Raw genomic sequence first — 24,269 nt, forward strand, 5'->3', positions numbered from 1 at the left:
AAGACCCCGCAGGTGAAGCGGAAGGAGGCGGCACGCCCTTTCCCGCCCGGGACACGACAAGCACGGCCGCACCAACTCTCCGGGGCGGTACAGCAGTACGGTGGGACGCATGCGCCCCGACACGCCTGCAGCCCACACCACCGAAGCCGAGCGCCTGCTGCGCACCGCCGCGCAGTACCCGGGCGACCGGGAGCCCCTCTGCCTCCGGGCGGCGGCCCACCTGGAGCTGGCGGGCGACCGCCCGGGCGCGACGGCCCTCTACGACGACCTCCTGTCGTCCGAGCCGGCGAACCCGCACCTGATCAGGGCGCTGAAAGCGGCGAACCTGTGGGAGTACGGGCACGAGGCCGAGGCCCGGGCGATCATCGAGGGGCTCCGGGGCGCCCGGCCGTCGGACGCGGCGCCGTGGGAGATCGCGGCGGAGACGCTGGAGGCCCACGACGAGCTGGAGGAGGCGGAGTCGACCCTGACGGAAGCGGCGAGACTCCTGCTGGTCTCACCGGACGACCTCCCCCACGCGACCCGCTCCCTGATCACGACCCGGCACCGGGTCCGCCGCATGCTGGCGCTGCCGCACGACGACTGGGACGCCCTGGCGGACCGGCTGCACACGGGGTCGGTCCCGCTGGACGAGCTCCACGACCCGAAGCGCCTCTGGTCCCTGGGCTCGGAGGACCCGGCGGAGCTCCAGGCCGAGATCGCCCGCCTCCGCTCGGAACTGGGCACCTACCGCACGGCCCTCTCCCGCCCCTTCCCGGTCGCGGTCCTCCACTGGCCGCAGCGGGAACTGGATGAGCTCCTCACGTCGTACCCGGAGCTGGAGACCGAGTACCCGACGTACGAGGCACACCTGACGGACATCGAGGCGTCCCTGCGCGAACTGGCGACCGCCGGCACCCCCAACCTGGGCATCGTCCGCGCCACGGTCCCCTCCTACGAGGCCTTCGCCGCCTCGGAATCCACCCACCCCTCGAACGCGGACCTCCTCCCCCAGTACGCCACCACCCTGGCCGCCCGAGGCCGAGCGACGGCCTGGCCGCCGGCGCGAGGGGTGGAGTGCTGGTGCGGGTCGGGAGAGACGTACGGGAAGTGTCACGGGGGCGGCACGACCTGAGTCGGCACTACTTCGTCGTCAGCCCCCAGTCTCGCGCCTGGGGGGATCCGTCCCATCCGCCCTCGTCCCGCCAGACCGAGGTGATCCCCTGCTCTTCCAGGTACGGGGCGTACACGCCGATCTCTTCTGAGAAGAGGCCTACGAGGAAGGGTCTCGGCCGCCGCTGGTAGAGGAAGTGGCGGTACTCGTAGAGCTGCCCAAGTGCTTCACGGACCGCTATCGTCGCGTTTCCATTGCGAACGATCTTCGCTTCGACAATCCACTCGGGGTCTCGCCCTCCCACGGCCTCTTCCCGCCTGAGAACCAAGTCCCTGGGGTGCTGCCCCAGCGTGACCGGAACGTATCCACGCTTCACGACGTGAAGACCGAAGTCCTTGACGAGATCCTCGTGGGTTCGCTGTTTGATCTGCTGCCGAGCGCTGATCTGCACCTTGTACTCACCGCTGTCCTTCGGATGGAAGTCAGCGAGCGGGTCGAAGTCAGCCGGTGACACGGCGGCGCGCGGAGCGTGGCCGCTGAGCTCGTAGGCCCATGGGATCGCGTCCACGTCATTGCTCATCCACCACACGCGGTCAAATTCCTCGGCCCTCCTCAGGGCTTCGACGCCCACGTAGAGGTCTCCCAACAGCATGGCATCGCTCGGAAGCGCGGCGGTGTCGTACACCTTCGCGATCACGCTGGCCGCCTCGTACGCCTTCGGGCGAGCCGCCTTGTCCCTGAGCTGCGGCTCGTCCACCCAATCAAGGCATTCTTGCCGTCGCACGGCTCGGCGAAGTCGCGCCGCGTGATGACGGAGGTGGTCCTCTCGGGTGCGACCTCTACCCAAGCGCTCTTCCAGCCAGGTGATCCCCTGTTGCAAGGTCAGCGTCACGTTCTTCAGGTCAGCGCTGAAGATGTAGGCGAGGTACAGGCCCTTCTTGGGATCCCGCATCCCCCGCTCGTCGAAGACACCGATCCACGGCGTCGCGGCCGGAGTGGTCTGTCCCCCGTGTCCCTCGGCTTTAAAGCCCGGTGGGAGGGTGAGGTCGGTGCGGTTCGCGACCCCCCGCAGTATCTGCTGTCCCTTTACCTCACGCGTCGAACCAGCCGTGCGGTCGTACGTGCTCGCGACTTCGCCGAGCAAATCTCGCATCCCCATGCGAGGAATCTAGATCACGGCGCTTTGTAAGGGACACGGGCTTCCGCTACCTCGTCACCTCGCCCCGGCTTCTCACAACCCGACGTCAAAGCGTGCTTGGGCCGCGTCCAGGACATCGTCTGCGTCGTATCCGTGGGCGTCCACCCAGTACAAAAGATCCGCGATCACTTCGATCACCGCCTCCTTCGCCATGGTGGCGGCCAGTCGGCTCGCGTTGACCGCCCGAGGAGGACTGACGACGCCGTAGAGGGAGAGCATGGATTCCGCCCGTGCGACGCGCGGGCTGCCGCTGTGCCCATGAGGTGTCGTGAGATCGGTAGCGATCTCGCACCACATGCCATTGTGATCCGGTCGAACCAGGACGCCCCAACGGTCCGCGATCCTGTCCACCAGTGCCAGACCCATGTCTGTCTCAACGTCGGACAAGGGGGCGGCGGGAGATGGTGCCATTCGGTCTCCGGCGTACTTCACCTCGATCCGCACATGAATGCCGTTCATCGACAGGCGAAGCGATGTCAGGGTGCCCACCCCTACGTGTCGGATCACCAGAGAGACGAGTTCGCTCACGCAGAGTTGAACCGCCTCGCTCTGTCGCGACAGCCCCCAGAACTTCATGTGGAGACGCAGCACACGCCGGAGCGCGGCAACCTCTCGTGGTTCCGCCGGGAACGACAGCTCCCACGGTTCACGCACCATGCAACCCTCTTCGCTCATGCCGCCACCTCCCCCAGCTCGGCCCAGACCTGCTTGCCCCAGCGGTACAGCTCCGTGCCCCAGCGTTCCGTGAGCGCGTCGACGAGGAGTAGGCCTCGGCCTCGCGGCTGGTCGGCAGTGACGTCTGTCCTCGGGGTGGGAACGGTCTTGGAGCGGTCGACCACACCCAAGCGGATCACGTTCGTGGAGGGTCTGGAGACGATCACGCGAATCGACGGGAGCCGGCCGTGGTCGACCGCGTTGGAGACCAGTTCCGTGATGACGAGGGTGGCGTCCTCGGTCAAGGGCTCCAAACCCCAGACGGCCAGGGCCGTACGGACCAGGCGGCGGGCGACGGCGGCGCTCCGCGGCTCGCGCGGGAGGGTCTGGGAGTAGGCGGGGTGCCCCGTGGGGCGGGAGGCCGCGGGCTCGTTCGTCGGGTACTCGGCCGGAGGTGTCGCCCTCTCGCCCGCACGCGGGTCTGGGGCGGCGCTCGCTTGAAGGCGCGGAGATCGGGAGGCTCGGGATTCCGTTCGCCGCCCCGGTGCCTCCGGTACCGCCGGAGACAGGGCTGACACGCTCCACCCCTCCTCGTCACCCGCGTGGCTGAAAGTCGCCAACTGCCCTCCCGTCGTCGCTGATCGGTGGTTTCTTGTTCTCTCAGCGAACCGTGATTCGCGGCGGGCGGACATCCCCGTCCCGGCTTCGACGCCGTCAAACCCGTCAAAGATTGTTCTCTTGTGAACAGGGGCGCAGCATGGCGCGCAGGAACGATGGACTGGCCGCGGTGATCGCGGAGACGGGCTGGTCGCAGCCGGCGTTGGCCGCCGCCGTGGTGCGCGTGGCGGCGGAGGCCGGGGCCGACGAACTCCTCACCGTCACGCGCTCGCACATCGCCATGTGGATCTCCGGCACCCGACCCCGGGGGCGGGCGGGCGACATCCTGCGTGAAACCCTGTCGCGACGGCTGAAGCGCCCTGTGACACTCGCGGAGATCGGCCTCGTGGGGAAGGTCCCGGACGCGGTCGCCGGTTCCGAGTGGGACACGGACACTCTGACGACTCTGGTCGATCTGGGGAGAGACAGCATGGACCGCGAACGCCGCCGACTCCTCGCCGGTGCCGCCTACTCCGTCGGAGGGCTCGCCCTCCCCGGGGAGCCGTGGTGGGACGAAGCCCCGGAGCGGGCGCGGTCCCGTGTGGCAGGCCCGAGCCGCAGGGTCGGCGAGACCGAGGTGCGGGCCGTTCGCGAGATGACGGAGTTCTTCTCCCGACGCGACCAGCGGCATGGAGGCGTCGACGGCCGGACCGCGCTCCACCAGTACATCGTCGATGACGTCGCCAAGTACGTCGGCGGGGTCTTCAGCAGCGAGGAGGCGCGCCGTTCGCTGTACTCGGCCGCCGCCGAAGCGGTGTACGTGGCCGGGTGGATGGGCTTCGACGCCTCCCGGCACGAGGCCGCCCGACGCCACTTCACCCTCGCCCTCAAGCTGGCCGCCGAGGCCGACGACGCCCCCCCTCGCCGGGCACGTCCTGCGGGCGATGGCGCACCAGGCCATGGACCTGGGACACACCAGGGCCGCACTGGACCTCGCCACCGCCTCCGTCGAGCGCGAGAGGTACGCCCGCGCCGCCCCGCGCGAAAGGGCTCTGATCGGCATCGTACGAGCGCGGGCCCTGGCCCTGGACGGCCGGCGGAGCAGTGCCGTCGCCGCGATCCGCCAGGCCGAGGCCGACCTCGACCGGGCCTCGACCGACGGTGACGAGCCCAAGCGGGTCTGGTTCTTCCAGGAGGCGTCCCTGGCACACGAAACGGCCCGCACCCTGTGGGCCCTGGGCGACCTCGACGGCGCCCTGCACCACTTCCGCGACAGCGTGCGTCGACGCGAGGCCGGATCCTTCAGCAGGACCCACGCCGTCACCCTCGGCTACATGGGCACGGTCCAAGCCGGACAGGGCAACGTCGACGCCGCTTGCCGGACTTGGTCCCGCGCCTTGGACGCCATGGACGGTGTCCAGTCCGGCCGGGCGCGGGAGGCGGCCGTCACCATGCGCACGGTGCTTTCCCCGTTCCGCCACCGTGGCATCCCCTCCGCCTCCGAGGTGGACGCGCGGGCCCGCGTCGTACTCCAGCGAGTAGTCTGACGCCGCCAGAAGGAAGAAGGGCCAGTCGTGGCAACAGAGTTCATCGAGGTACCGGTCATCGCCGACGTCGTCGGGGGCCACACCGGGAAGCTCGACGACTTCAAGGGCGGGGTGGAGTCGATCATCCGTCTGCGGCCGGAGTTCCCCGCCGAGACGCTGCGGGGCATCGAGGAGTTCTCCCACCTCCAGGTCACCTGGTTCTTCAACCTCGGCTCCCCGGACGACGTCGCCCTCCACGCGCGCAGCCCCCGCGACAACCCCGCCTGGCCGGCGACCGGGACCTTCGTGCACCACAACCACCGGCGTCCGGCCCGGCTCGCGACCTCTTTCCCGAGGCTGCTCAGGGTCGACGGGCTCGATCTGCACGTCACGGACCTCGACGCCGACGAGGGGACCCAGATCATCGATCTCGTGGCCGTGTTCCAGGAGATGCTGCCCCGGGGGCCCGTCACCCAGCCGGCGTGGCCGGGCGAGATGCTGGCGGACTACTGGCGGGACGCCTCCGAACGCTGAGGCCCGCGGGTGCGCGGCTCCCCTTGGCGGGGCCCCGGCAGGAGCCTGGGCGGGGCCTTGACCGGGCCGGATTCGTCCCCCCGTACCCTCGTACGGGACGACCCGTCGACCCGAAAGGCCCCGCCATGCCCCGCATCCCCTCCCCCCTCACCGCCGCCGCCGGGCTCGTCGGCGGGTACGCCGTCGCGCGGTGGACCAAGAAGCGGCCGCTCGGTGGGGCCGTGCTCGCCGTGGCCGGTGGGGTGGCCGCCCGGGAGTGGCAGCGGGTCGGCGGGGCGAAGGCCTCCGTGGGGCTGACGTCCGCCTACGTCGCCGCGTTCGCCGGGTCGCACCCGCTCGCGAAGAAGATCGGCGCCTGGCCCGCCGTGTTCTCCGTCGCCGGGGCCGTCGCCGCCGCCTCCTGGGCCGTCACCCGCGACAAGGGCTGAGGCACCCGGGGCAAGGGCCGAGGCACCCGCGCCCCTGCCGTCACCCGCGACAAGGGCTGAGCCCACACAGCGGGGGGGCTCAGCCCCCCAACCCGTGGCTCACCGTATAGATCAGCAAGCCCGCCAACGCTCCCACCACCGTCCCGTTGATCCGGATGAACTGCAGGTCGCGGCCGATGTTCGCCTCGATCTTCCTCGACGTCTGGGTGGCGTCCCAGCTCGCGACCGTGTCCGTGATCAGGGACGTGATCTCGGCGCGGTAGGTGGTGACGAGGTACGCCGCCGCGTCCTCCGCCCAGCCGTCGACCTTCGCCTGGAGGCGGGCGTCCGAGGAGAGGCGCCGGCCCAGGGAGATCAGGGAGGCGCGGGCGCGCAGCCGGAGCTGGCTGTGGTCGTCCTCCGCCGCCGCGATGATCAGGGAGCGGACCGACGACCAGGCCGAGGCGATGACGTCCTGGACCTCCGGGCGGGCAAGCAGGTCGGACTTCAGGCGCTCGACGCGGACCCGGGTGTCCGTGTCCGACTGGAGCTCGACCGCGAAGTCCGCCAGGAAGCGGTCGATCGCCCCGCGCGCCGGGTGCCCCGGCATGTCCCGCATCTCCGTGACGAAGCGGAGCAGTTCCTTGTAGACGCGCTCGCCGATCCGCTTGTCCACGAAGCGGGGCGTCCAGCCCGGCGCCCCGCCCTGGACCGCGTCCATCACCGCCCCGCCGTGGGTGACCAGCCAGTCGTGGGCGCGGGAGCAGATCAGGTCCACCGCCCGGCGGTGCGCCCCGTCGTCCACCACCTTCTCCAGCGTCTTGCCCAGGGGCGGCGCGATCTCCACCGCCTCCGCCCGCCGGGTGATCGCCTCCCCCACCACCGCCTGCACGTCCGAGTCCCGCAGCACCGTCAGCGCGCCCCGCAGGGCCGTGGACAGCTCCGCGACCACCCGGTCGGCGTGCGCCGGTTCCGCCAGCCAGGCGCCCAGGCGGCGGCCGACGCCCAGGGCGCTCAGCCTGCCCCGTACGACGTCGGCGGAGAGGAAGTTCTCGCCGACGAAGGTGCCCAGCGACGTGCCCAGCTGGTCCTTCTTCTTCGGGATGATCGCCGTGTGCGGGATCGGCAGCCCCAGCGGGTGCCGGAAGAGGGCCGTCACCGCGAACCAGTCCGCGAGCGCGCCCACCATCCCCGCCTCCGCCGCCGCCGCGACGTAGCCGGCCCAGGCCCCCGCCCCGGAGTTCCGCGCCCACGTCGCGAGCGCGTAGACCACCGCCACGAGGAGCAGCAGGGACGTCGCCAGCGCCTTCATGCGCCGGACGCCCCTGCTCTTCTCCTCGTCCGCGGCCGTGTACGAGAAACCCACCATGCGTCGACCTCCTACCTCAGGGACTCCCGGCGCTCCTCCCGAGTTCCCCCGTACATCTTCGCGATCACCGCCTCGATGTCCGGTTCCCGCACCGAGAGGTCGACCAGCGGATGCGCGGCGGCCACCGCGGCGACCAGCGGGGCCGCCGAATCCGCCGCCGGGAAGGCGAGCCACTGCCGGGGTCCCTCGGCCCGTACGAAGCGGGCCCCCGGCACCTCGATCGGGGGCAGCTCGCGCTCCAGGTCCACCACCAGGAGCCGTTCGCTCTCCCCCACCCCGTGCAGGCCCGCCAGTTCGCCGTCGTACATCAGACGCCCGTGGTCGATGACCATCACCCGGGAGCAGAGCTGCTCGATGTCGGTCAGGTCGTGGGTGGTCAGGAGGACCGTCGTGCCCCGCTCCCCGTTCAGGTCCTTCAGGAACTCCCGCACCTTCGCCTTCGAGACCACGTCCAGGCCGATCGTCGGCTCGTCCAGGTACAGCACCTCCGGGTCGTGCAGGAGGGCCGCCGCGATGTCGCCGCGCATCCGCTGGCCGAGCGAGAGCTGCCGCACCGGCACGTCGAGGAGGTCCCCCAGGTCCAGGAGGTTTACGTAGCGGTCCAGGTTCTCGCGGTAGCGGGCGTCCGGGATGCGGTACATGCGGTGCATCAGCCGGTACGAGTCCTTCAGCGGCAGGTCCCACCAGAGCGTGGTCCGCTGCCCGAAGACCACTCCTATCCGCCGGGCCAGGCGGGTGCGCTCGCGGGACGGGTCGATGCCCGCGACCCGCAGCCGGCCGCCGCTGGGGGTGAGGATGCCGGTCAGCATCTTGATGGTGGTGGACTTCCCGGCCCCGTTGGGGCCGATGTAGCCGACCATCTCGCCGCGCTCCACCCCGAACGAGATCCCGTCGACCGCCCGGACCTCCCGTTTCTCGCGGCGGATCAGGCCCGCCCTGCGGCGGACCGTGAAGGTCTTCTCCAGCCCGTCCAGGTGGATGAAGGGTTCGGTGGACGACATCCCGGAGTCCTCAGCTTCCCGTCGATCGGTACGAGCGGATCCCCGCCCGCCAGGCGAGGCCCGCGACCCCGCAGCAGACGAGCGCCACGAGGGGCGACGCGAACGCCGCCCAGTCCGGCACCCCCGCCGGGGCCGGCCGGCCGAGCACGTACAGGGCGGGCAGCCAGCTCACGAACGCCAGCGGCACCACGTACACCACGCCCCGGACCAGCTCCTGCGCGAAGATCGTCGGCGGGTACTGGAGGAGGGTGTTCCCGCCGTACGTGAAGGCGTTCGTGACCTCGGCCGCGTCCTGGAGCCAGAAGAGCGCGGACGCACCGGTCACCATCACCGCGCCGAAGATCACCGCCCCGCAGACCACCGTCACCGGCAGCAGCACGGCCTTCACCGGCGTCCAGTCCACGTCGAGCAGGAACAGGCTCCAGACCAGGACGAGCAGCGCCTGCACGACCCGGCCGAAGCGGCGCAGCGCGAACTTGTCCGCCGCGACCTGGGCGAGCAGCGGCGCCGGGCGCATCAGGAAGGTGTCGAGCGAGCCGTCCCTGACCCGCCTCCCCATCCGCTGGAGCGAACCCATCGTCAGGTCCGCGATCCCGAAGGCGGTGCCGGCCGTCCCGTACAGGAAGGCGACCTCCGCGAAGGAGAAGCCGCCGAGCCCCTTCACCTGGCCGAACATCAGGAGGATGACGACGAAGTCGAAGAAGGTGACGCAGAAGCTGTTGAAGAGGGTCAGGGCGAAGGAGACGCGGTACGCCATCGTGGAGCGGATCCACATGGCCGCGACCATCCGGTAGGTGCGGAGGGAGTCACCGAGGACGCCGTACGCAGGAGAGTCGCCCGTACGGGAGCCGTCCGTACGGGAGTCGTCCGTACGGGAGGGGCCGTCCGGACGGGGCGGGTCGTCCCCCGCGACCGGCGTCGTGGTCGTCGTCTCAGCCACCCTGCACCACCACCTTCCGCGTCGCCAGCGCCTGCGCCGCCCGGCCCGCGGCGAGCAGCACCAGGGCCCAGCAGGCCTGGAAGGCGTACGCCCCCGCGAGCTCCCGGCCCTCGTACCGTCCCAGGTAGACGTCGGCCGGGACCTGGAGGAGGGAGGCCCAGGGCAGCATCCGGGCGACCTCCCCCAGGGTGCCCGGGAAGACGTTCAGCGGGAGCAGCATCCCCGAGAAGAACAGACCGGCCAGCCAGGCCACCTGCATCACCCCCTGGCCGTCGAGCAGCCAGAACGCGCTCATCGCCACCAGGTACCAGAGCGCGAAGCCGACCACCGAGCCCAGTGCCACCGCGAGCAGGAACGCCGCCCAGCCGCCGGGCCCGGACGGCAGCGTGAAGCCGAAGACGAGCGCGCCGATCAGCATCGGGGCGACGCCCCGGCCGAGGAGCTGGAAGGCGGCCCGGCCGGCGTTGGCCGAGAACCACCAGGCCTGGAGGTCGGCGGGCCGGTAGAGGTCGACGGCGATGTCCCCGGTCCTGATCCGCTCGATCAGCTCCTCCTCGAAGCCGCCGCCCATCAGGCCGCAGACGGTGAGCAGGGCCTGCCCGATCCACACGTAGGCGAGGGCGTCGTCCACGGAGTAGCCGCCGAGGTGGGGCCGTTCGTCCCAGAGGGCGATGTACGTGGAGGAGAGGACGAGGCCGAAGACGCTGTTGGTGAAGACGCCCGCCGCCGTGGCCACCCGGTAGGTGGCGTAGCGCCGGAACCCTCCCGCGGCCACCGTCGCGTACAGCCGCAGCATGGAGCTCCCTTTCCGGGAAGGGGTGGACGGAGGCGAAGCGCACGACCCTAGTGGGAGGAGCGGGTCCGCCGCGACCCGTTTTCCCGTCGTGCTCGGGGCGCGTCGCCGCGTTGCCTCCGTTCCCTTCGAGTCGTTTTCATGACTTTTGAAGCATTACGGGCAATATGTGATGCCATGTCCCTCTCCTCGTCCCCTTCTTCCGGTACGGGCTCCGGCGCGGACTCCGGCGCCAGCGGCCCGAACGGCACCCCCCGGACGTCCCGCCCGGGCTGGGAGCCGAGGGATCCCACCCTGGCCCCGGCCGGACGGGTGACCGCGCCCGCACCCCGCCACCGCCGCCGGGGCCCCTTCCGGCGCTTCCTCCGCCACCTCCTCGGCACCCTGCTCCTGGGCACGCTGCTGCTCGCCGGCGCCTTCGCCGCCGGCTACCTCCTGGTGGAGATCCCGCCCGCCAACGCCACCGCCACCGCCCAGTCCAACGTCTACCTCTACCGGGACGGCACCCCCCTCGCCCGCGACGGCGAGGTCAACCGCGAGAGCGTCCGGCTCGACCGGATCCCGCTCGCCCTCCAGCGCGCCGTCCTCGCCGCCGAGGAACGCGACTTCGCCACCTCCCGCGCCGTCGACCCCAAGGCCATGGTCCGCGCCGCCTGGCACACCGTCACCGGCAAGGGCCGCCAGTCCGGCTCCACCATCACCCAGCAGTACGTCAAGAACTACTACCTGGGCCAGGAGCAGACCCTCAGCCGCAAGGCCAGGGAGTTCTTCATCGCGATCCGGCTCGGCCGCGAGAAGAGCAAGCAGGACATCCTCCAGGGCTACCTCAACACCAGCTACTTCGGACGCAACGCCTACGGCGTGCAGGCCGCCGCCCGCGCCTACTACGGCAAGGACGTCGAACGCCTCGACACCGCCGAGGGCGCCTACCTCGCCTCCCTCCTCAAGGCCCCCAGCGCCTACGACGTCACCGCCCACCCCCGAAACCGGGCCAAGGCCGTCGCCCGCTGGCACTACGTCCTCGACGGCATGGTCACCGAGGGCTGGCTGAGCCGGGCCGACCGCGCCGCCCTCCGCTTCCCCGACCCGCAGACCGCACGCGCCGTCAGCGCCCTGTCCGGGCAGCGCGGTTACGTCGTCCAGGCCGTCGAGGAGTACCTGACCAGCCGCGGCATCGTCGACGAGAAGACCCTCGCCGGCGGCGGCTTCCGCATCACCACCACCCTGGAACCCGCCAAGCAGGAGGCCCTGACCGAGGCCGTCGAGGACCGGGTCGTCTCCCGCCTCGACCCCGACCGCAACCCCGCCGACCGCTTCGTGCGCGTCGGGGCGGCGGCCGTCGACCCGGCGAACGGCCGGGTCCTCGCGCTGTACGGCGGGATCGACTACACCCGCCAGTACGTCAACAACGCCACCCGCCGCGACTACCAGGTCGGCTCCACCTTCAAGCCCTTCGTCCTCACCGCCGCCGTCCAGAACGGCGCCCGCACCCAGCAGGGCCGCCCCATCACCCCCTCCACGCTGTACGACGGGACCAACCGGCGCCCGGTGGAGGGCTGGAACGGCGGCCCGTACGACCCGGCCAACGAGGACGACACGAGCTACGGCGTGATCCCCGTCGGCACCGCCACCGACCTGTCCGTGAACGCCGTCTACGCCCAGATGGCCGTCGACGTCGGCCCCGCCCGCGTACGCCGGACCGCGATCTCCCTCGGCCTGCCCGGCTCCACCCCCGACCTCACCGCCTCCCCCTCCATCGCGCTCGGCGCCGCCACCGCCAGCGTCCTCGACATGGCCACCGCGTACGCCACCCTCGCCGCCCACGGCAGACTCGGCGCGTACACCCTGGTGGAAGGCGTCACCCGGGGCGGCGAGCAGCTGGCGCTGCCCGCCCTCCGCCCCCGCCAGGCGGTGAGCCGGGAGGCCGCCGACACCACCACCTCGGTCCTCAGGGGCGTCGTCGAGGCGGGCACGGGAACGGCCGCGCAGACCGCCGGACGCCCGGCGGCGGGCAAGACGGGCACGGCGGAGGACGACAAGGCCGCCTGGTTCGCGGGCTACACCCCGGAACTCGCCACCGTCGTCGCCCTGATGGGCCAGGACCCCGAGACGGGACACCAGGAACCGCTCTACGGGGCGCTCGGCGCGGAACGGGTCGCCGGGGGCGGGGCACCCGCCGAGATCTGGGGCCGGTTCACCCGCGAGGCCCTGGCCGGGACGCCCCCGCGCGCGTTCGACCTCCGGCCGATGCCGGGGACCGAGGCCGGGGAGCCGTCGTCCGCGACGCCGGCACCGACGCCCGCACCGACCTCGGTACTGGCGCCGGCGCCGGACGGCACGGAGGAGTACACGACCGGGGAGGCGGGCCCGGAGGCGGCCCCGGCCCCACCACCGGCACCGGGCCGCGGCACCGGCCCGGACGCCCCCGGACGGGAGACCGGCCCCCGTACCGCCGAACGGGGCACGCTCGCCCACCGGCCGGACGGTCAGTGACCCGAGGTCGCCTTCAGACCCACCACGGCCACCAGCAGCAGACAGACGAAGAAGATGCGGGCGGCGGTCGCCGGCTCCCCCAGCACCACCATGCCGAACACCGCCGCACCGGCCGCGCCGATGCCGACCCACACGCCGTACGCCGTACCGATCGGCAGCGTCCTGGCCGCCTGCGAAAGCAGCAGCATGGAGACGACGATCCCGGCACCGGTGAACACGCTCGGCCACAGACGGGTGAAGCCCTCGGTGTACTTCATCCCGATCGACCAGGCGACTTCCAGCAGACCCGCGACGACGAGAAGGACCCAGGCCATGACGACACCTCCGTGAGACGGAACAACAGGGGTGCGTCGTCTTGTCGTGTGCCCGGTACGGCGCGTCTCGTCGGGGTCCCTCCAGGCTAGCAAAAGAAGGACGGAGGCCCCGGTGACCATGGTCACCGGGGCCTCACAGGGTTCGCACGCCTACAGATAGAGCCCGGTCGAGTCCGACGTCCCCTGGAACCGGTCCGCCGCCACCGCGTGCAGGTCGCGCTCCCGCATCAGGACGTACGCGACGCCCCGCACCTCGACCTCGGCGCGGTCCTCAGGGTCGTACAGGACCCGGTCGCCGGTCTCGACCGTACGCACGTTCTGGCCGATCGCGACCACCTCGGCCCAGGCGAGGCGACGGCCGACGGCGGCGGTCGCCGGGATCAGGATGCCGCCGCCGGAGCGCCGCTCCCCCTCCGGGGAGTCGGTACGGACCAGGACCCGGTCGTGGAGCATCCGGATGGGCAGCTTGTCGTGGGTGTTCTCGCTCACGGGGTGAACCTACCCGGCCGGGCGTGTCGCCCGCGCACGGGAGCCGCACGACGGGCCGGGCCCGCCCGCAACGGTCGCGCCCGGAGCCGTCACTTCCCGGCCTTGCGCCCCGCCGTGGCGATCAGCCCGACGACCGCGACGACCGCGAGCGCCGCCGGCACCACGCGCTCCAGACGGGGCGAGCCGTCCGCGTGGGTGAAACGGGCCTTCACGTCCGAGACGACCCGGTTGACGGCGACGAAGGCGCGCCCGGCGGTCTGGTCGACCGTCGAGGCCACCCTCGCCTTCGCGTCCCCGATGATCGTCTTCGGGTGCACTCGAATGCCGATCTCGTCGAGAGTGACGGCGAGCTGCTCGCGCCGGCGGACGATGTCCGCCTCGATCTGCGCAGGGGTCCTGGCGTCCGACACCGCACTGCCTCCGTAGTCGTGATCGCCGTGATCGTCGTGATCCGGTCGTTGGTGGACAGTCTGTCAGCTCCGCCGCCGAAGGGTCGCCCCACACCCCCATTAGGCTCTGGACGCGTACGCGAACGTTTCCCGAGGAGAGCCATGAGCGAGCGACTGCAGCCCGGCGACACCGCCCCCGCCTTCACCCTGCCCGACGCGGACGGCAACGAGGTCTCCCTCGCGGACCACCGGGGCCGCAAGGTCATCGTCTACTTCTACCCCGCCGCCCTCACCCCCGGCTGCACCAAGCAGGCCTGCGACTTCACCGACAACCTGGAACTGCTCGCGGGCGCCGGGTACGACGTCATCGGCGTCTCCCCGGACAAGCCGGAGAAGCTGGCCAGGTTCCGCGAGAAGGAGGCCCTCGAGGTCACCCTGGTCGGCGACCCGGAGAAGAAGGTCCTGGAGGCGTACGGCGCCTTCGGCGAGAAGAAGCTGTACGGCAAGACGGTGACCGGCGTGATCCGCTCCACCGTGGTCGTCGACGAGGAGGGCAAGGTCGAACGCGCCCTCTACAACGTGAAGGCCACCGGCCACGTCGCCAAGATCATCCGGGACCTGGGCGTCGAGGCCTGACACCCCCCTGAGGTGTGACGGGGATCGCACTTGCGGCCGATCCCCGTTTGCGAACGCCACGACCGCGCAGAAGAGCCTCTTGTGTGTTTCCCACAGAGAGGACCGACGGTCATGCCGGCCACCGACAACGCACCCACGGCCGACCCCGAGGCCCTGAGACGCCACCCCCGGCTCTTCAGGGCGGTCAGCCGGCGCAAACAGCCCAGGCTGCGGCGGACCGACATCACGGTGACGGACGAGGCGGCGGTCAGGCGGGCCGTGAAGGCGGCCTCGCTCGGCAACGCCATGGAGTGGTTCGACTTCGGCATCTACGCCTACCTCGCCGTCACCCTCGGACACGTCTTCTTCCCGTCCGGGAACGACACGGTCCAGCTCCTGTCGTCGTTCGCGACGTTCGCGGTCGCCTTCCTGGTCCGCCCGCTCGGCGGCATGTTCTTCGGCCCGATGGGCGACCGGATCGGCCGCAAGAAGGTCCTCGCGCTGACGATGATCCTGATGGCGGTCGGCACCTTCGCGATCGGCCTGATCCCGTCGTACGCCTCCATCGGCTTCTGGGCGCCGGTCCTCCTGATCACCTTCCGGATGCTCCAGGGCTTCTCGACGGGCGGCGAGTACGGCGGGGCCTCGACCTTCATCGCCGAGTACGCGCCCGACCGGCGCCGCGGCTACTTCGGCAGCTTCCTGGAGTTCGGCACCCTGGCGGGGTACGTCGGCGCGGCCGGTCTGGTGACGGCGCTCACCGCGTGGCTCGGCTCCGACACGATGGAGGCGTGGGGCTGGCGCGTGCCGTTCCTGGTGGCGGGGCCGCTGGGCCTGGTCGGCCTCTACCTGCGGATGCGGCTGGACGAGACGCCGGCCTTCCAGCGCCTGGAGTCCGACGCGGCGCACCCGTCGGAGGCGGCGGACGCGGTGGAGACCACGACCAAGGGCGACCTGGCGAAGATCTTCCGGCAGCAGTGGCCGATGCTGGTGCTGTGCGTGGCGCTGGTGGGCGCGTACAACATCACCGACTACATGGTCCTCTCCTACATGCCGACGTACCTCTCGGACGAGCTCGGCTACAGCGAGACGCACGGCCTGCTGATCCTGCTCCTGGTCATGGTCCTGCTCATGCTGGTCATCACCCGGGTCGGCAAGCTGAACGACCGCTTCGGCCGCAAGCCGGTCCTGATGGCGGGCATGCTCGGCTTCCTCTTCCTCTCCCTGCCGGCGTTCCTGCTGATCGGTCGGGGCGGGATCTCGGCGATCACGGCGGGCATGCTGATGCTCGGCCTGTCGCTGGTCTGCATGCTCGGCACGATGTCGGCGGCGCTCCCGGCCCTCTTCCCGACGGACGTCCGCTACGGGTCCCTGTCGGTGGGCTACAACCTCTCCACGTCCCTCTTCGGCGGCACGACCCCCCTCGTGATCACGGCCCTGATCGGCGCGACCGGCAACAACCTGATGCCGGCGTACTACGCGATGGGCGCGGCCCTCGTCGGCGTCGTCGCCGTCGCCTGCATGAAGGAAACGGCCCGACAGCCCCTGGAGGGCTCGCCCCCGTCGGTGGAGACCCACGAGGAGGCGGCGGAAATGGTGATGGCCCGGGCCCCGGAACCGAAGTTCTGACCCTGCTCTCCACATGGACGGCCCGCACCGGTCACTTCCGGCGCGGGCCGTTCGCCTTTCCCGCCGGTCGCGACATTCGTACGCGATATGACGTGACCGTCCGATATTCGGCTCGTTACTCCGTACGAGAGCCGTACAAGGAGGGGGCCGGGTGGGGACGAGCGCGTACACGAGGGAACGGCTGGGCGCTGTTGTGGCGGAGTCGAAGGGATGGGCCGACCTGATGCGGCGGCTCGGCGTCGCCGAGAGTGGCGGGCGGCGCCGGACACTGCAGGCGAAGGTCGCCGAGTACGGCATCGACACCGGCCACTTCAAGCAGCGCAGTCCATGGCGCAAGTACACGGACGATGCCATCGCCGAAGCCGTCGCCGCTTCGGCGACGCTGCGCGAAGTCGTGCAGAAGCTCGGGGTGCCACCGGCGACCGGGACCCTCTCGCACATCCGCCGCCGTATCGCGGCGGCCGGAATTGACGTCAGCCATTTTCCGGGGCTGAACCGCTCGACCACGGATCTGCCGTTCACCACGGACGAGCTCCGGACGGCGGCGGCGTCCGCTCGCAGCGTCAGAGAGACGGCCCGCCTGCTGGGCGTGGCCGACGACAGCCGGTCCCGTGCCGCGCTCAGGCACATGCTGCGCGAGCGGGGCGTCGACATCGCCCACTTCACCTACAGGCGCGCCCATGTGCCCGAGGAGGACTTGCGGGCAGCGGTGGCCGGGGCCAGCAGCTTCGCCGACGTGATGCGGACCCTCGGGCTCACGGTGAACGACCAGAACCACCGGCGGGTCAGGCGGTGGGCGGCCGGGCTCGCCCTCGACACCTCGCACTTCAAGCGGCGGACGTGGGGCACGGTGCGGGCCACCGCTCCCAGAAGCATCGCGGACACGGTCTTCCGGGTCCGCCCCGAGGGGTCGTCACGGGAGAACCGGGACCGGCTGCACCGGGCCCTCGCCGAGGTGGGCGTTCCGTACCGCTGTGCCAGGTGTGGGAACGGCGGCGAGTGGCTGGACGAGCCCCTCACTCTCCAGATCGACCACATCAATGGGGACTGGCTCGACAACCGGCAGGAGAACCTTCGTTATCTTTGCCCCAACTGCCACTCGATGACTGGGACCTGGTGCCGGGGGAAGCGTCGAAGCACCCCGCGGACGGACACCGTGTGACCGCTACCATGGCTGTGTACGCGGCCGTGGCGAAATTGGCAGTACGCGCGGGCCTTAGGAGCCCGTGGGAGAAATCCCGTGAGGGTTCGAGTCCCTCCGGCCGCACCAGAACGGCCTGCACGTCGAGCAACCGACGCGCAGGCCGTTTCCCGTTCCGGGCTCAGCCCAACAGCTCCCGTACCACCGGTACCAGCGCCCGGAACGCCTTGCCGCGGTGGCTGATCGCGTTCTTCTGCGCCGGGGTCAGTTCCGCGCAGGTGACGTCGTGGCCCTCCGGCTGGAGGATCGGGTCGTAGCCGAAGCCGTTGGTGCCGGTGGGGGCGTGGCGGAGGGTGCCCGGCATGGTGCCTTCCACGACGCGTTCCGTGCCGTCCGGGAGGGCCAGGGCGGCGGCGCAGGCGAAATAGGCGCCGCGGTGTTCGTCCGCGATGTCGGAGAGCTGGGCCAGGAGCAGGTCCAGATTGGCGCGGTCGTTTCCGTGGGTACCGGACCAGCGGGCGGAGAAGATGCCGGGGGCGCCGTTGAGGACGTCGACGCAGAGGCCCGAGTCGTCGGCGACGGCGGGCAGGCCGGTGGCCCGCGCGAGGGCGTGTGCCTTGAGGAGGGCGTTCTCGGCGAAGGTGACGCCGGTCTCCTTGACGTCGGGCACCTCCGGGTACGCGTCCGCGCCGACGAGTTCGAGGTCGAGGCCCGCGTCGGCGAGGATCGCGTGGAGTTCGGTGATCTTGCCCGCGTTGCGGGTGGCGAGGATCAGACGGGTCATGGGGTCGATTATCCCGGGCCCGTCGGCCCGGTCGGTCAGCCCGGGGTGCAGACCTTCGTGACCTCGCTCGCCGCGTCTGTGACCGGCGTGATGTCCGGGGTGGTGTCGCCGTTCTTCACGGCCGTGCGGACGGTCTCGACGCCCTTGGTGAGGTCGTCGACGGCCTTGGAGAGGTCCGCGTTGTCGGTGGTGTCCTTGAGGTTGCCCAGCTCGGTGGAGATGGAGGTCAGGGCCTCCTCGATCTGCGTCGGGTCGTTCGAGGCGCTGGAGACGGCCTGCTGGAGCTTGCTCACCGAGGTGGCTATGGCGTCGGCAGTCTTGACGCAGTCCATGGCGGTGTCGAGGGCCGCGCAGCCGCTCAGGACGGCGGTGAGCGTGGCGGCCGTGGCCACGGCGAGTGCGATGCGGCGCTTCAAGGTGGGTCCTCCCCCTGGGCGGGACGGGCGTGACGGGCGGGCGGGCGCACGGGTCGTGTCCGTGCGCCCCTTGCCCGTCAGGACGCCGTGGCCCCTCAGAGGGTTCCTTCGAGGGCCTCGCGCTGGATCTCCGCCAGGTCGGCGCAGCCGCCGGAGGCCAGGTCGAGGAGGGCGTTGAGCTCCTTGCGGTCGAAGGGCTCGGCCTCGGCGGTGCCCTGGACCTCGACGAAGCGTCCGTCGCCGGTGCAGACGACGTTCATGTCGGTGTCGGCGCGGACGTCCTCCTCGTAGCAGAGGTCGAGGAGGGGGACGCCGTCGACGATGCCGACGGAGACGGCGGCGACGGTGCCGGTGAGGGGCTTGCGACCGGCCTTGACCAGTTTCCTGGACTGGGCCCAGGCGACGGCGTCGGCGAGGGCGACGTACGCGCCGGTGATGGCGGCAGTGCGGGTGCCGCCGTCGGCCTGGAGGACGTCGCAGTCGAGGACGATCGTGTTCTCGCCGAGCGCCTTGTAGTCGATGACGGCGCGCAGGGAGCGTCCGATGAGGCGGGAGATCTCGTGGGTGCGGCCGCCGATTTTGCCGCGGACGGACTCGCGGTCGCCGCGGGTGTTGGTGGAGCGGGGGAGCATGGAGTACTCCCCGGTGACCCAGCCCTCGCCGCTGCCCTTGCGCCAGCGCGGGACGCCCTCGGTGACGGAGGCGGTGCAGAAGACCTTGGTGTCGCCGAAGGAGATGAGGACGGAGCCCTCGGCGTGCTTGCTCCATCCGCGTTCGATGGTGACGGGGCGGAGCTGTTCGGGGGTACGGCCGTCGATGCGAGACATGGGAGGAGCGTATCGGGATACGGCGAGGGGCCCGTTCCCCTGCCGGAACGGGCCCCGCCGACGCGAGCCGGTCGCTCGCGTCAGGTCCTCACATCATGTCCTCGATGTCCGCGGCGATCGGGTCCGCGTCGGTGCCGATGACGACCTGGATGGCGGTGCCCATCTTCACGACGCCGTGGGCGCCGGCGGCCTTCAGGGCGGCCTCGTCGACGAGGGCGGGGTCCACGACCTCGGTGCGCAGGCGGGTGATGCAGCCTTCGACCTCTTCGATGTTCTCGATGCCGCCGAGCCCGGCGACGATCTTCTCAGCCTTGGTGGCCATGTGTTTCTCCCTGTCCGTTCCGTTCGCGGGGACGCGAATCTCGGCGCACCTGCGGTCCGCTTTGACACGGTAACCCACGGTTGGCCCAACTTCGCGAGCGAGTGCCGCCGTTCTGCCGAATGATGACGATCACCGGTGGCCTGTCCCCAGCGGGCCCCCGGAGCCTACCTCAACTGGTCTACACCACCGTGCAACGAGACGCGCACCCGGCTTGTTCCGGGCAGGGAGGACGCCCATGAGTAGCGACAGCGCCGCGGCCGCGCCGAAGAAGTCCTGGGGCAGCGGTCTCTTCCAGGGGCTCCAGAAGATGGGCCGCAGCCTCCAGCTGCCCATCGCCGTCCTGCCCGCCGCCGGCATCATCAACCGACTCGGGCAGCCGGACGTGTTCGGCGCCGACGGCCTGGGCTGGGACAACGTCGCCAAGGTGATGGCGGGCGCGGGCGGCGCGCTGCTCGACGGCGGTCTCGGTCTGCCGCTGCTGTTCTGCATCGGCGTCGCCATCGGCATGGCGAAGAAGGCGGACGGTTCGACGGCGCTCGCGGCGGTGGTCGGTTTCCTCGTCTACTACACGGTGCTCCAGCAGTTCCCGAAGGACTGCCCGGAGGGGACGCGGGACATCGGCGGCGGGTGCCTGGGCCCGGACGACGCCTTCGCCGAGTACACGTACCAGAATCCCGGTGTCTTCGGCGGCATCGTCATGGGTCTGCTCACCGCGTACCTGTGGCAGCGGTTCCACCGGACGAAGCTGGTCGACTGGCTGGGCTTCTTCAACGGGCGCCGGCTCGTCCCGATCATCATGACGTTCGTGGCGATCGCGTTCGCCGCGCTCTGCCTGTGGGTCTGGCCGCCGATCGGCGACGCCCTGGAGAGCTTCAGCGACTGGCTGGTGGGGCTCGGCGCGTGGGGTTCGGGCATCTTCGGCGTGGCGAACCGGGCGCTCCTCGTCATCGGTCTCCACCAGTTCCTCAACGTGCCGATCTGGTTCCAGTTCGGCACGTACACGAAGCCGGACGGCACGGTGGTGCACGGCGACATCCCCATGTTCCTGGCGGGCGACCCGAACGCCGGGCAGTTCCTGACGGGCTTCTTCCCGATCATGATGTTCGCGCTTCCGGCCGCGGCGCTGGCGATCACGCACTGTGCCAAGCCGCACCGGCGCAAGGAGGTCGGCGGTCTGATGCTGTCGGTGGCGCTGACCTCGTTCGTCACCGGCATCACGGAGCCGCTGGAGTACTCGTTCCTCTTCATCGCCCCGGTCCTGTACGCGATCCACGCGGTGCTGACCGGTGTGTCGATGGCGGTGACGTGGGCGCTCGGGGTGAAGGACGGGTTCAGCTTCTCGGCCGGTCTGATCGACTACGTGATCAACTGGAACCTGGCGACGAAGCCGTGGCTGATCATCCCGATCGGTCTGGGCTTCGCGGTGGTGTACTACGTGGTCTTCCGGTTCGCGATCACCAAGTTCGACCTCCCCACCCCGGGCCGCGAGCCGGAGGAGGTGGAGGCGGAGATGGAGCGGGACAACGTGAAGTGAGCCCGCGGTAGCCGCGTCGCGCGCGGCGAGGCTCGCACCAGGCCCCCGGACCCCGTGGTCCGGGGGCCTTTCCGTGCCCGCTACGGAGCGTGTCCGGGCGGGTGAGAATTCACAGGTTCCTTATCTAAGTCGCGCGTGCTAAAACTGGTCTACACCACTCATTGGTGTAGACCACGCGGTCCAGACCACCGCGTTCCACGAGACGCCGCCGTCACCCCCTTTCACTGTCCTCTGGCGGCGCCTTGCCTTACTGGAGGAAGTTGATGAGTACGGCCACCGCCCAGGCCGCCGCTCCCGCGAAGAAGCGCGGATCCGGCCTGTTCCAGGGCCTGCAGAAGGTCGGTCGCAGCCTGCAGCTGCCGATCGCCGTACTGCCGGCCGCGGGTATCTTGCTCCGTCTCGGCCAGGACGACGTCTTCGGCAAGGACGGTCTCGGCTGGGACAAGGTCGCGAAGGTGTTCGCCACCGCGGGCGACGCGGTCTTCGCCAACCTGCCGCTGCTGTTCTGCGTCGGCATCGCCATCGGCTTCGCCAAGAAGGCCGACGGCTCGACCGCCCTCGCCGCCCTGGTCGGCTTCCTGGTCTACAAGAACGTGCTGACCGCGTTCCCCGTGACCGAGGCCGTCGTCAACACCACCGAGAACAAGGGCGTCGACGTCGCCGCCACCTACAACGACCCCAAGGTGCTCGGCGGCATCGTCATGGGTCTGCTGGCGGCCGTCATATGGCAGCGGTACCACCGCACCAAGCTGGTCGACTGGCTCGGCTTCTTCAACGGACGCCGGCTCGTCCCGATCATCATGGCCTTCGTCGGCACCGTCATGGGCGTCTTCTTCGGCCTGGTCTGGGAGCCGATCGGCAACCTCATCACCGACTTCGGCGAGTGGATGACCGGCCTGGGCGCCATCGGCGCGGGCGTCTTCGGCGTCGTCAACCGCGGTCTGCTCCCGATCGGCATGCACCAGTTCGTCAACACCGTCGCCTGGCAGGAGATCGGCTCCTACAAGGACTCGGCCGGTGCGGTCTGGCACGGCGACCTGCCGCGCTTCTTCCACGGCGACCCGACCGCCGGTCAGTTCATGTCGGGCTTCTTCCCGATCATGATGTTCGCCCTCCCGGCCGCCGCGCTCGCCATCACGCACTGCGCCCGCCCGGAGCGCCGCAAGGTCGTCGGCGGCATGATGGTCTCCCTCGCGCTGACCTCGTTCGTCACCGGCATCACCGAGCCGATCGAGTTCGCGTTCATGTTCATCGCCCCGGTGCTCTACGCGATCCACGCGGTCCTGACCGCGGTCGCCATGGCCGTCACCTGGGCCCTGGGCGTGCACCACGGCTTCAGCTTCTCGGCCGGTGCGATCGACTACTTCCTGAACTGGGGTCTCGCGACCAAGCCGTGGATGATCATCCCGATCGGTCTCGTCTTCGCGGCGGTCTACTACGTGCTCTTCCGCTTCGCGATCACCAAGTTCAACCTCCCCACCCCGGGCCGCGAGCCCGAGGAGGAGGTCGAGGACCTCACCAAGGCGTGAGTCCCGCCCGTACGGAGGGAAGGCCCCGGAACCGTCCAGGTTCCGGGGCCTTCCCCGTGTCCGTACGCGGACCCGTGCCCGTACGGGACCCGTGCCCGTACGGCGCGTCCTCAGACCTCGTACACCGCGCCCGACCGCGCCAGCTCCGACGGCCCCGCGTACACCTCGCGCGCGTCCGCCAGGTTCCGCTCGGCGTCCGTCCACGGCGGGATGTGGGTGAGGACGAGGCGGCCCACCCCGGCGCGGGCCGCCTGGGCGCCGGCCTCGCGGCCGTTGAGGTGCAGGTCCGGGATGTCCTCCTTGCCGTGGGTGAAGGAGGCCTCGCAGAGGAAGAGGTCGACGCCCTCGGCCAGCTCGTGCAGCGCCTCGCAGGTGCCGGTGTCCCCGGAGTACGCGAGCGAGCGGCCGCCGTGCTCGATCCGGATGCCGTACGCCTCGACCGGATGGCACACCTTCTCCGTGCGCACGGAGAACGGGCCGAGCTCGAAGCCGCCCGACTTCAGGGTGTGGAAGTCGAAGACCTCGCCCATCGCGGTGGGTGACGGCGTGTCCGCGTACGCCGTGGTCAGCCGCTGTTCGGCGCCCTCGGGGGCGAAGACGGGGATCGCGCCGCAGCGCCCGCCCTCGTGCCGGTAGTAGCGGGCGACGAAGTACCCGCACATGTCGATGCAGTGGTCGGCGTGCAGGTGGCTGAGGAAGATCGCGTCGAGGTCGTACAGACCGATGTGGCGCTGCAGCTCGCCCAGGGCGCCGTTGCCCATGTCGAGGAGCAGCCGGAAGCCGTCGGCCTCGACGAGGTAGCTCGAACAGGCCGAGTCCGCGGACGGGAACGACCCGGAGCAGCCGACGACGGTGAGCTTCATGGAGCGTGAACCTCCGTGGACGGGTGCGGGAATACGCAGGGGAGGGGAGGCTGTGCGGTCTGTCGAGCGTAAGGCGCACCGGGGCCCGTCGCTCCTTCGCGGTGGCCGGTTGTGGGCGAACTCACGGGCTCTGTCACCGGTTCGGATGGATGCCGGCCCGCCACGGCGGAGGGAACCGCGCGCCGGTACCGTCATGAGGTATGGACACGTCGTGGTGGCCCGCGCTGGTCGGGGTCGTGGTGCTCGCGCTGGTGGTGGCGGTCGTCGACGGGCGGAAGCGGTCGCCGCGCCGCCCCTCCTCCCGGCGCCCCTCCTCACAGCGTCCCCCGGGGCGGACCCGGCCCCCGGCCCGGCCGTCCGCGCGGCCGTCGGAACCGCGGAAGACCGGCCGGGGGCCGAAGGCCGGGGAGATCTGGTGGGCGGACGTGCCCTTCGAGGACGGGCCCGGGTCGAAGGACCGGCCCTGTCTGGTGCTCGCGGTACGGAGCGGCGGCGCGCTCGTCGCCAAGATCACCAGCAAGCACCACGAGGAGCGGCCCGGGGTGATCGCGCTGCCGCCGGGGACGGTGGGCGACGCGCGGGGGCGGCCGAGCTTCCTGGAGACGGACGAGCTGCGGACCGTGCCGGTGGCGGACTTCCGGCGGAGGGTGGGAGAGGTGGACCCGGCCCTGTGGGACCGGGTCCGTCATCTCGCGCGCTGAGACGCCTTTCCGAGGGCGTGTGTCGAAAGTAGCGTCGTCTGCCCGGAGGGCAGGCCCGGCGGTGTCCGGTGCGTGCGATCGCAAGGCGGAGGGTCGCCCCGATACTGGATG

At 70.8% G+C, this 24,269-nt stretch carries 27 protein-coding genes, 1 tRNA gene and 1 riboswitch; of the genes, 12 read left to right on the top strand and 16 right to left on the bottom strand.

The features are described 5' to 3' along the window. The first annotated feature begins 109 nt into the window (after positions 1 to 109). A complete protein-coding gene (locus tag OO47_RS23940) occupies positions 110 to 1,114 on the top strand; it encodes an SEC-C domain-containing protein (protein ID WP_030210155.1) in 1,005 nt (334 codons plus the stop codon). 7 nt (positions 1,115 to 1,121) lie between these two features. Here the strand turns inward: OO47_RS23940 and OO47_RS23945 are convergent, their stop codons facing one another. From OO47_RS23945 to OO47_RS38050, 4 genes are all read right to left on the bottom strand, one after another. Further along, positions 1,122 to 2,252 carry an MrcB family domain-containing protein gene (locus OO47_RS23945; protein ID WP_030210153.1) on the bottom strand — a complete coding sequence of 377 codons (1,131 nt, stop codon included), beginning with the start codon at positions 2,250 to 2,252 and terminating at the stop codon, positions 1,122 to 1,124. Positions 2,253 to 2,324: 72 nt separating this feature from the next. After that, the gene (locus OO47_RS23950) at positions 2,325 to 2,966 is read right to left on the bottom strand and encodes an ATP-binding protein (RefSeq protein ID WP_030210151.1); all 642 of its coding nucleotides are present in this window, start codon (positions 2,964 to 2,966) and stop codon (positions 2,325 to 2,327) included. Continuing rightward, a complete protein-coding gene (locus OO47_RS38645) occupies positions 2,963 to 3,637 on the bottom strand; it encodes an ATP-binding protein (RefSeq protein ID WP_106969456.1) in 675 nt (224 codons plus the stop codon). The genes OO47_RS23950 and OO47_RS38645 overlap by 4 nt, the downstream gene beginning before the upstream one ends. 31 nt (positions 3,638 to 3,668) lie before the next feature. After that, positions 3,669 to 3,845 (bottom strand): hypothetical protein, encoded by a 177-nt coding sequence (locus OO47_RS38050; protein WP_234323280.1) that lies wholly within the window; start codon positions 3,843 to 3,845, stop codon positions 3,669 to 3,671. A gap of 656 nt (positions 3,846 to 4,501) precedes the next feature. Here OO47_RS38050 and OO47_RS38650 point away from each other — a divergent pair. From OO47_RS38650 to OO47_RS23970, 3 genes are all read left to right on the top strand, one after another. Next, positions 4,502 to 5,089 carry a hypothetical protein gene (locus tag OO47_RS38650; protein ID WP_324606527.1) on the top strand — a complete coding sequence of 196 codons (588 nt, stop codon included), beginning with the start codon at positions 4,502 to 4,504 and terminating at the stop codon, positions 5,087 to 5,089. 27 nt (positions 5,090 to 5,116) lie between these two features. Next, a complete protein-coding gene (locus OO47_RS23965) occupies positions 5,117 to 5,602 on the top strand; it encodes a TrmO family methyltransferase domain-containing protein (RefSeq protein ID WP_030210145.1) in 486 nt (161 codons plus the stop codon). A gap of 125 nt (positions 5,603 to 5,727) precedes the next feature. Beyond that, positions 5,728 to 6,030, top strand: coding sequence for a hypothetical protein (locus OO47_RS23970; protein ID WP_030210142.1), 303 nt, complete (start codon positions 5,728 to 5,730; stop codon positions 6,028 to 6,030). 79 nt (positions 6,031 to 6,109) lie between these two features. On the opposite strand, the gene OO47_RS23975 is transcribed toward OO47_RS23970, so the two are convergent. The 4 genes from OO47_RS23975 to OO47_RS23990 all read right to left on the bottom strand — a co-directional run bounded on the left by OO47_RS23975 (position 6,110) and on the right by OO47_RS23990 (position 10,112). Next, complete coding sequence (locus OO47_RS23975; RefSeq protein WP_030210139.1) at positions 6,110 to 7,378, bottom strand: DUF445 domain-containing protein; 1,269 nt, start codon at positions 7,376 to 7,378, stop codon at positions 6,110 to 6,112. A gap of 11 nt (positions 7,379 to 7,389) precedes the next feature. Further along, positions 7,390 to 8,379, bottom strand: coding sequence for an ABC transporter ATP-binding protein (locus OO47_RS23980; protein ID WP_030210136.1), 990 nt, complete (start codon positions 8,377 to 8,379; stop codon positions 7,390 to 7,392). Positions 8,380 to 8,389: 10 nt separating this feature from the next. After that, a complete protein-coding gene (locus OO47_RS23985) occupies positions 8,390 to 9,166 on the bottom strand; it encodes an ABC transporter permease (RefSeq protein WP_030210133.1) in 777 nt (258 codons plus the stop codon). Positions 9,167 to 9,311: 145 nt separating this feature from the next. Next, complete coding sequence (locus tag OO47_RS23990; protein ID WP_030210131.1) at positions 9,312 to 10,112, bottom strand: ABC transporter permease; 801 nt, start codon at positions 10,110 to 10,112, stop codon at positions 9,312 to 9,314. A 177-nt stretch (positions 10,113 to 10,289) separates the two neighbouring features. Between OO47_RS23990 and OO47_RS23995 the strand changes: the two genes are divergently transcribed. Then, complete coding sequence (locus OO47_RS23995; RefSeq protein WP_106969457.1) at positions 10,290 to 12,605, top strand: transglycosylase domain-containing protein; 2,316 nt, start codon at positions 10,290 to 10,292, stop codon at positions 12,603 to 12,605. Here OO47_RS23995 and OO47_RS24000 read toward each other — a convergent pair. From OO47_RS24000 to OO47_RS24010, 3 genes are all read right to left on the bottom strand, one after another. Then, positions 12,599 to 12,919 (bottom strand): DMT family transporter, encoded by a 321-nt coding sequence (locus OO47_RS24000; protein WP_030210126.1) that lies wholly within the window; start codon positions 12,917 to 12,919, stop codon positions 12,599 to 12,601. The genes OO47_RS23995 and OO47_RS24000 overlap by 7 nt on opposite strands. A 30-nt stretch (positions 12,920 to 12,949) precedes the next feature. Beyond that, a riboswitch (guanidine-III (ykkC-III) riboswitch) is annotated at positions 12,950 to 13,010 on the bottom strand. 59 nt (positions 13,011 to 13,069) lie between these two features. Beyond that, on the bottom strand, positions 13,070 to 13,408 hold the full coding sequence (locus tag OO47_RS24005) for a GroES family chaperonin (protein ID WP_030210124.1): 339 nt from the start codon (positions 13,406 to 13,408) through the stop codon (positions 13,070 to 13,072). 89 nt (positions 13,409 to 13,497) lie between these two features. Beyond that, positions 13,498 to 13,818 (bottom strand): DUF3618 domain-containing protein, encoded by a 321-nt coding sequence (locus OO47_RS24010; RefSeq protein ID WP_030210122.1) that lies wholly within the window; start codon positions 13,816 to 13,818, stop codon positions 13,498 to 13,500. Positions 13,819 to 13,959: 141 nt separating this feature from the next. Here OO47_RS24010 and bcp point away from each other — a divergent pair, with 141 nt between their 5' ends. The 4 genes from bcp to OO47_RS24030 all read left to right on the top strand — a co-directional run bounded on the left by bcp (position 13,960) and on the right by OO47_RS24030 (position 17,311). Next, the gene (gene bcp, locus OO47_RS24015) at positions 13,960 to 14,433 is read left to right on the top strand and encodes a thioredoxin-dependent thiol peroxidase (RefSeq protein ID WP_030210120.1); all 474 of its coding nucleotides are present in this window, start codon (positions 13,960 to 13,962) and stop codon (positions 14,431 to 14,433) included. Positions 14,434 to 14,544: 111 nt separating this feature from the next. After that, positions 14,545 to 16,041 carry a glycine betaine/L-proline transporter ProP gene (proP, locus tag OO47_RS24020; RefSeq protein WP_030210118.1) on the top strand — a complete coding sequence of 499 codons (1,497 nt, stop codon included), beginning with the start codon at positions 14,545 to 14,547 and terminating at the stop codon, positions 16,039 to 16,041. 151 nt (positions 16,042 to 16,192) lie between these two features. After that, entirely contained in the window at positions 16,193 to 17,203 is a 1,011-nt protein-coding gene (locus OO47_RS24025; protein WP_030210116.1) for an HNH endonuclease signature motif containing protein, read from the top strand. Positions 17,204 to 17,223: 20 nt separating this feature from the next. Then, a tRNA-Leu gene (locus OO47_RS24030) sits at positions 17,224 to 17,311 on the top strand. A gap of 52 nt (positions 17,312 to 17,363) precedes the next feature. On the opposite strand, the gene rdgB is transcribed toward OO47_RS24030, so the two are convergent. From rdgB to OO47_RS24050, 4 genes are all read right to left on the bottom strand, one after another. Continuing rightward, a complete protein-coding gene (gene rdgB, locus OO47_RS24035) occupies positions 17,364 to 17,966 on the bottom strand; it encodes an RdgB/HAM1 family non-canonical purine NTP pyrophosphatase (protein WP_030210113.1) in 603 nt (200 codons plus the stop codon). A 35-nt stretch (positions 17,967 to 18,001) separates the two neighbouring features. After that, a complete protein-coding gene (locus OO47_RS24040; protein WP_030210106.1) occupies positions 18,002 to 18,382 on the bottom strand; it encodes a hypothetical protein in 381 nt (126 codons plus the stop codon). A gap of 95 nt (positions 18,383 to 18,477) precedes the next feature. Further along, the gene (gene rph / locus OO47_RS24045) at positions 18,478 to 19,209 is read right to left on the bottom strand and encodes a ribonuclease PH (RefSeq protein WP_030210104.1); all 732 of its coding nucleotides are present in this window, start codon (positions 19,207 to 19,209) and stop codon (positions 18,478 to 18,480) included. 88 nt (positions 19,210 to 19,297) lie between these two features. Then, the gene (locus OO47_RS24050) at positions 19,298 to 19,570 is read right to left on the bottom strand and encodes a glucose PTS transporter subunit EIIB (RefSeq protein WP_078489863.1); all 273 of its coding nucleotides are present in this window, start codon (positions 19,568 to 19,570) and stop codon (positions 19,298 to 19,300) included. Positions 19,571 to 19,766: 196 nt separating this feature from the next. On the opposite strand from OO47_RS24050, the gene OO47_RS24055 reads away from it, so the two are divergent. After that, complete coding sequence (locus tag OO47_RS24055; protein ID WP_030210101.1) at positions 19,767 to 21,065, top strand: PTS transporter subunit EIIC; 1,299 nt, start codon at positions 19,767 to 19,769, stop codon at positions 21,063 to 21,065. 263 nt (positions 21,066 to 21,328) lie between these two features. Then, a complete protein-coding gene (locus tag OO47_RS24060; protein ID WP_030210099.1) occupies positions 21,329 to 22,594 on the top strand; it encodes a PTS transporter subunit EIIC in 1,266 nt (421 codons plus the stop codon). 110 nt (positions 22,595 to 22,704) lie between these two features. Here OO47_RS24060 and OO47_RS24065 read toward each other — a convergent pair whose 3' ends face one another. Then, positions 22,705 to 23,457, bottom strand: a complete 753-nt coding sequence (locus tag OO47_RS24065; protein WP_030210097.1) for an MBL fold metallo-hydrolase — start codon at positions 23,455 to 23,457, stop codon at positions 22,705 to 22,707. A gap of 200 nt (positions 23,458 to 23,657) precedes the next feature. Between OO47_RS24065 and OO47_RS24070 the strand changes: the two genes are divergently transcribed. Continuing rightward, positions 23,658 to 24,158, top strand: a complete 501-nt coding sequence (locus tag OO47_RS24070; RefSeq protein WP_033210099.1) for a type II toxin-antitoxin system PemK/MazF family toxin — start codon at positions 23,658 to 23,660, stop codon at positions 24,156 to 24,158. Positions 24,159 to 24,269: the final 111 nt, after the last annotated feature.

The organism is Streptomyces bikiniensis (assembly GCF_000716625.1).
Lineage (GTDB): Bacteria > Actinomycetota > Actinomycetes > Streptomycetales > Streptomycetaceae > Streptomyces > Streptomyces bikiniensis.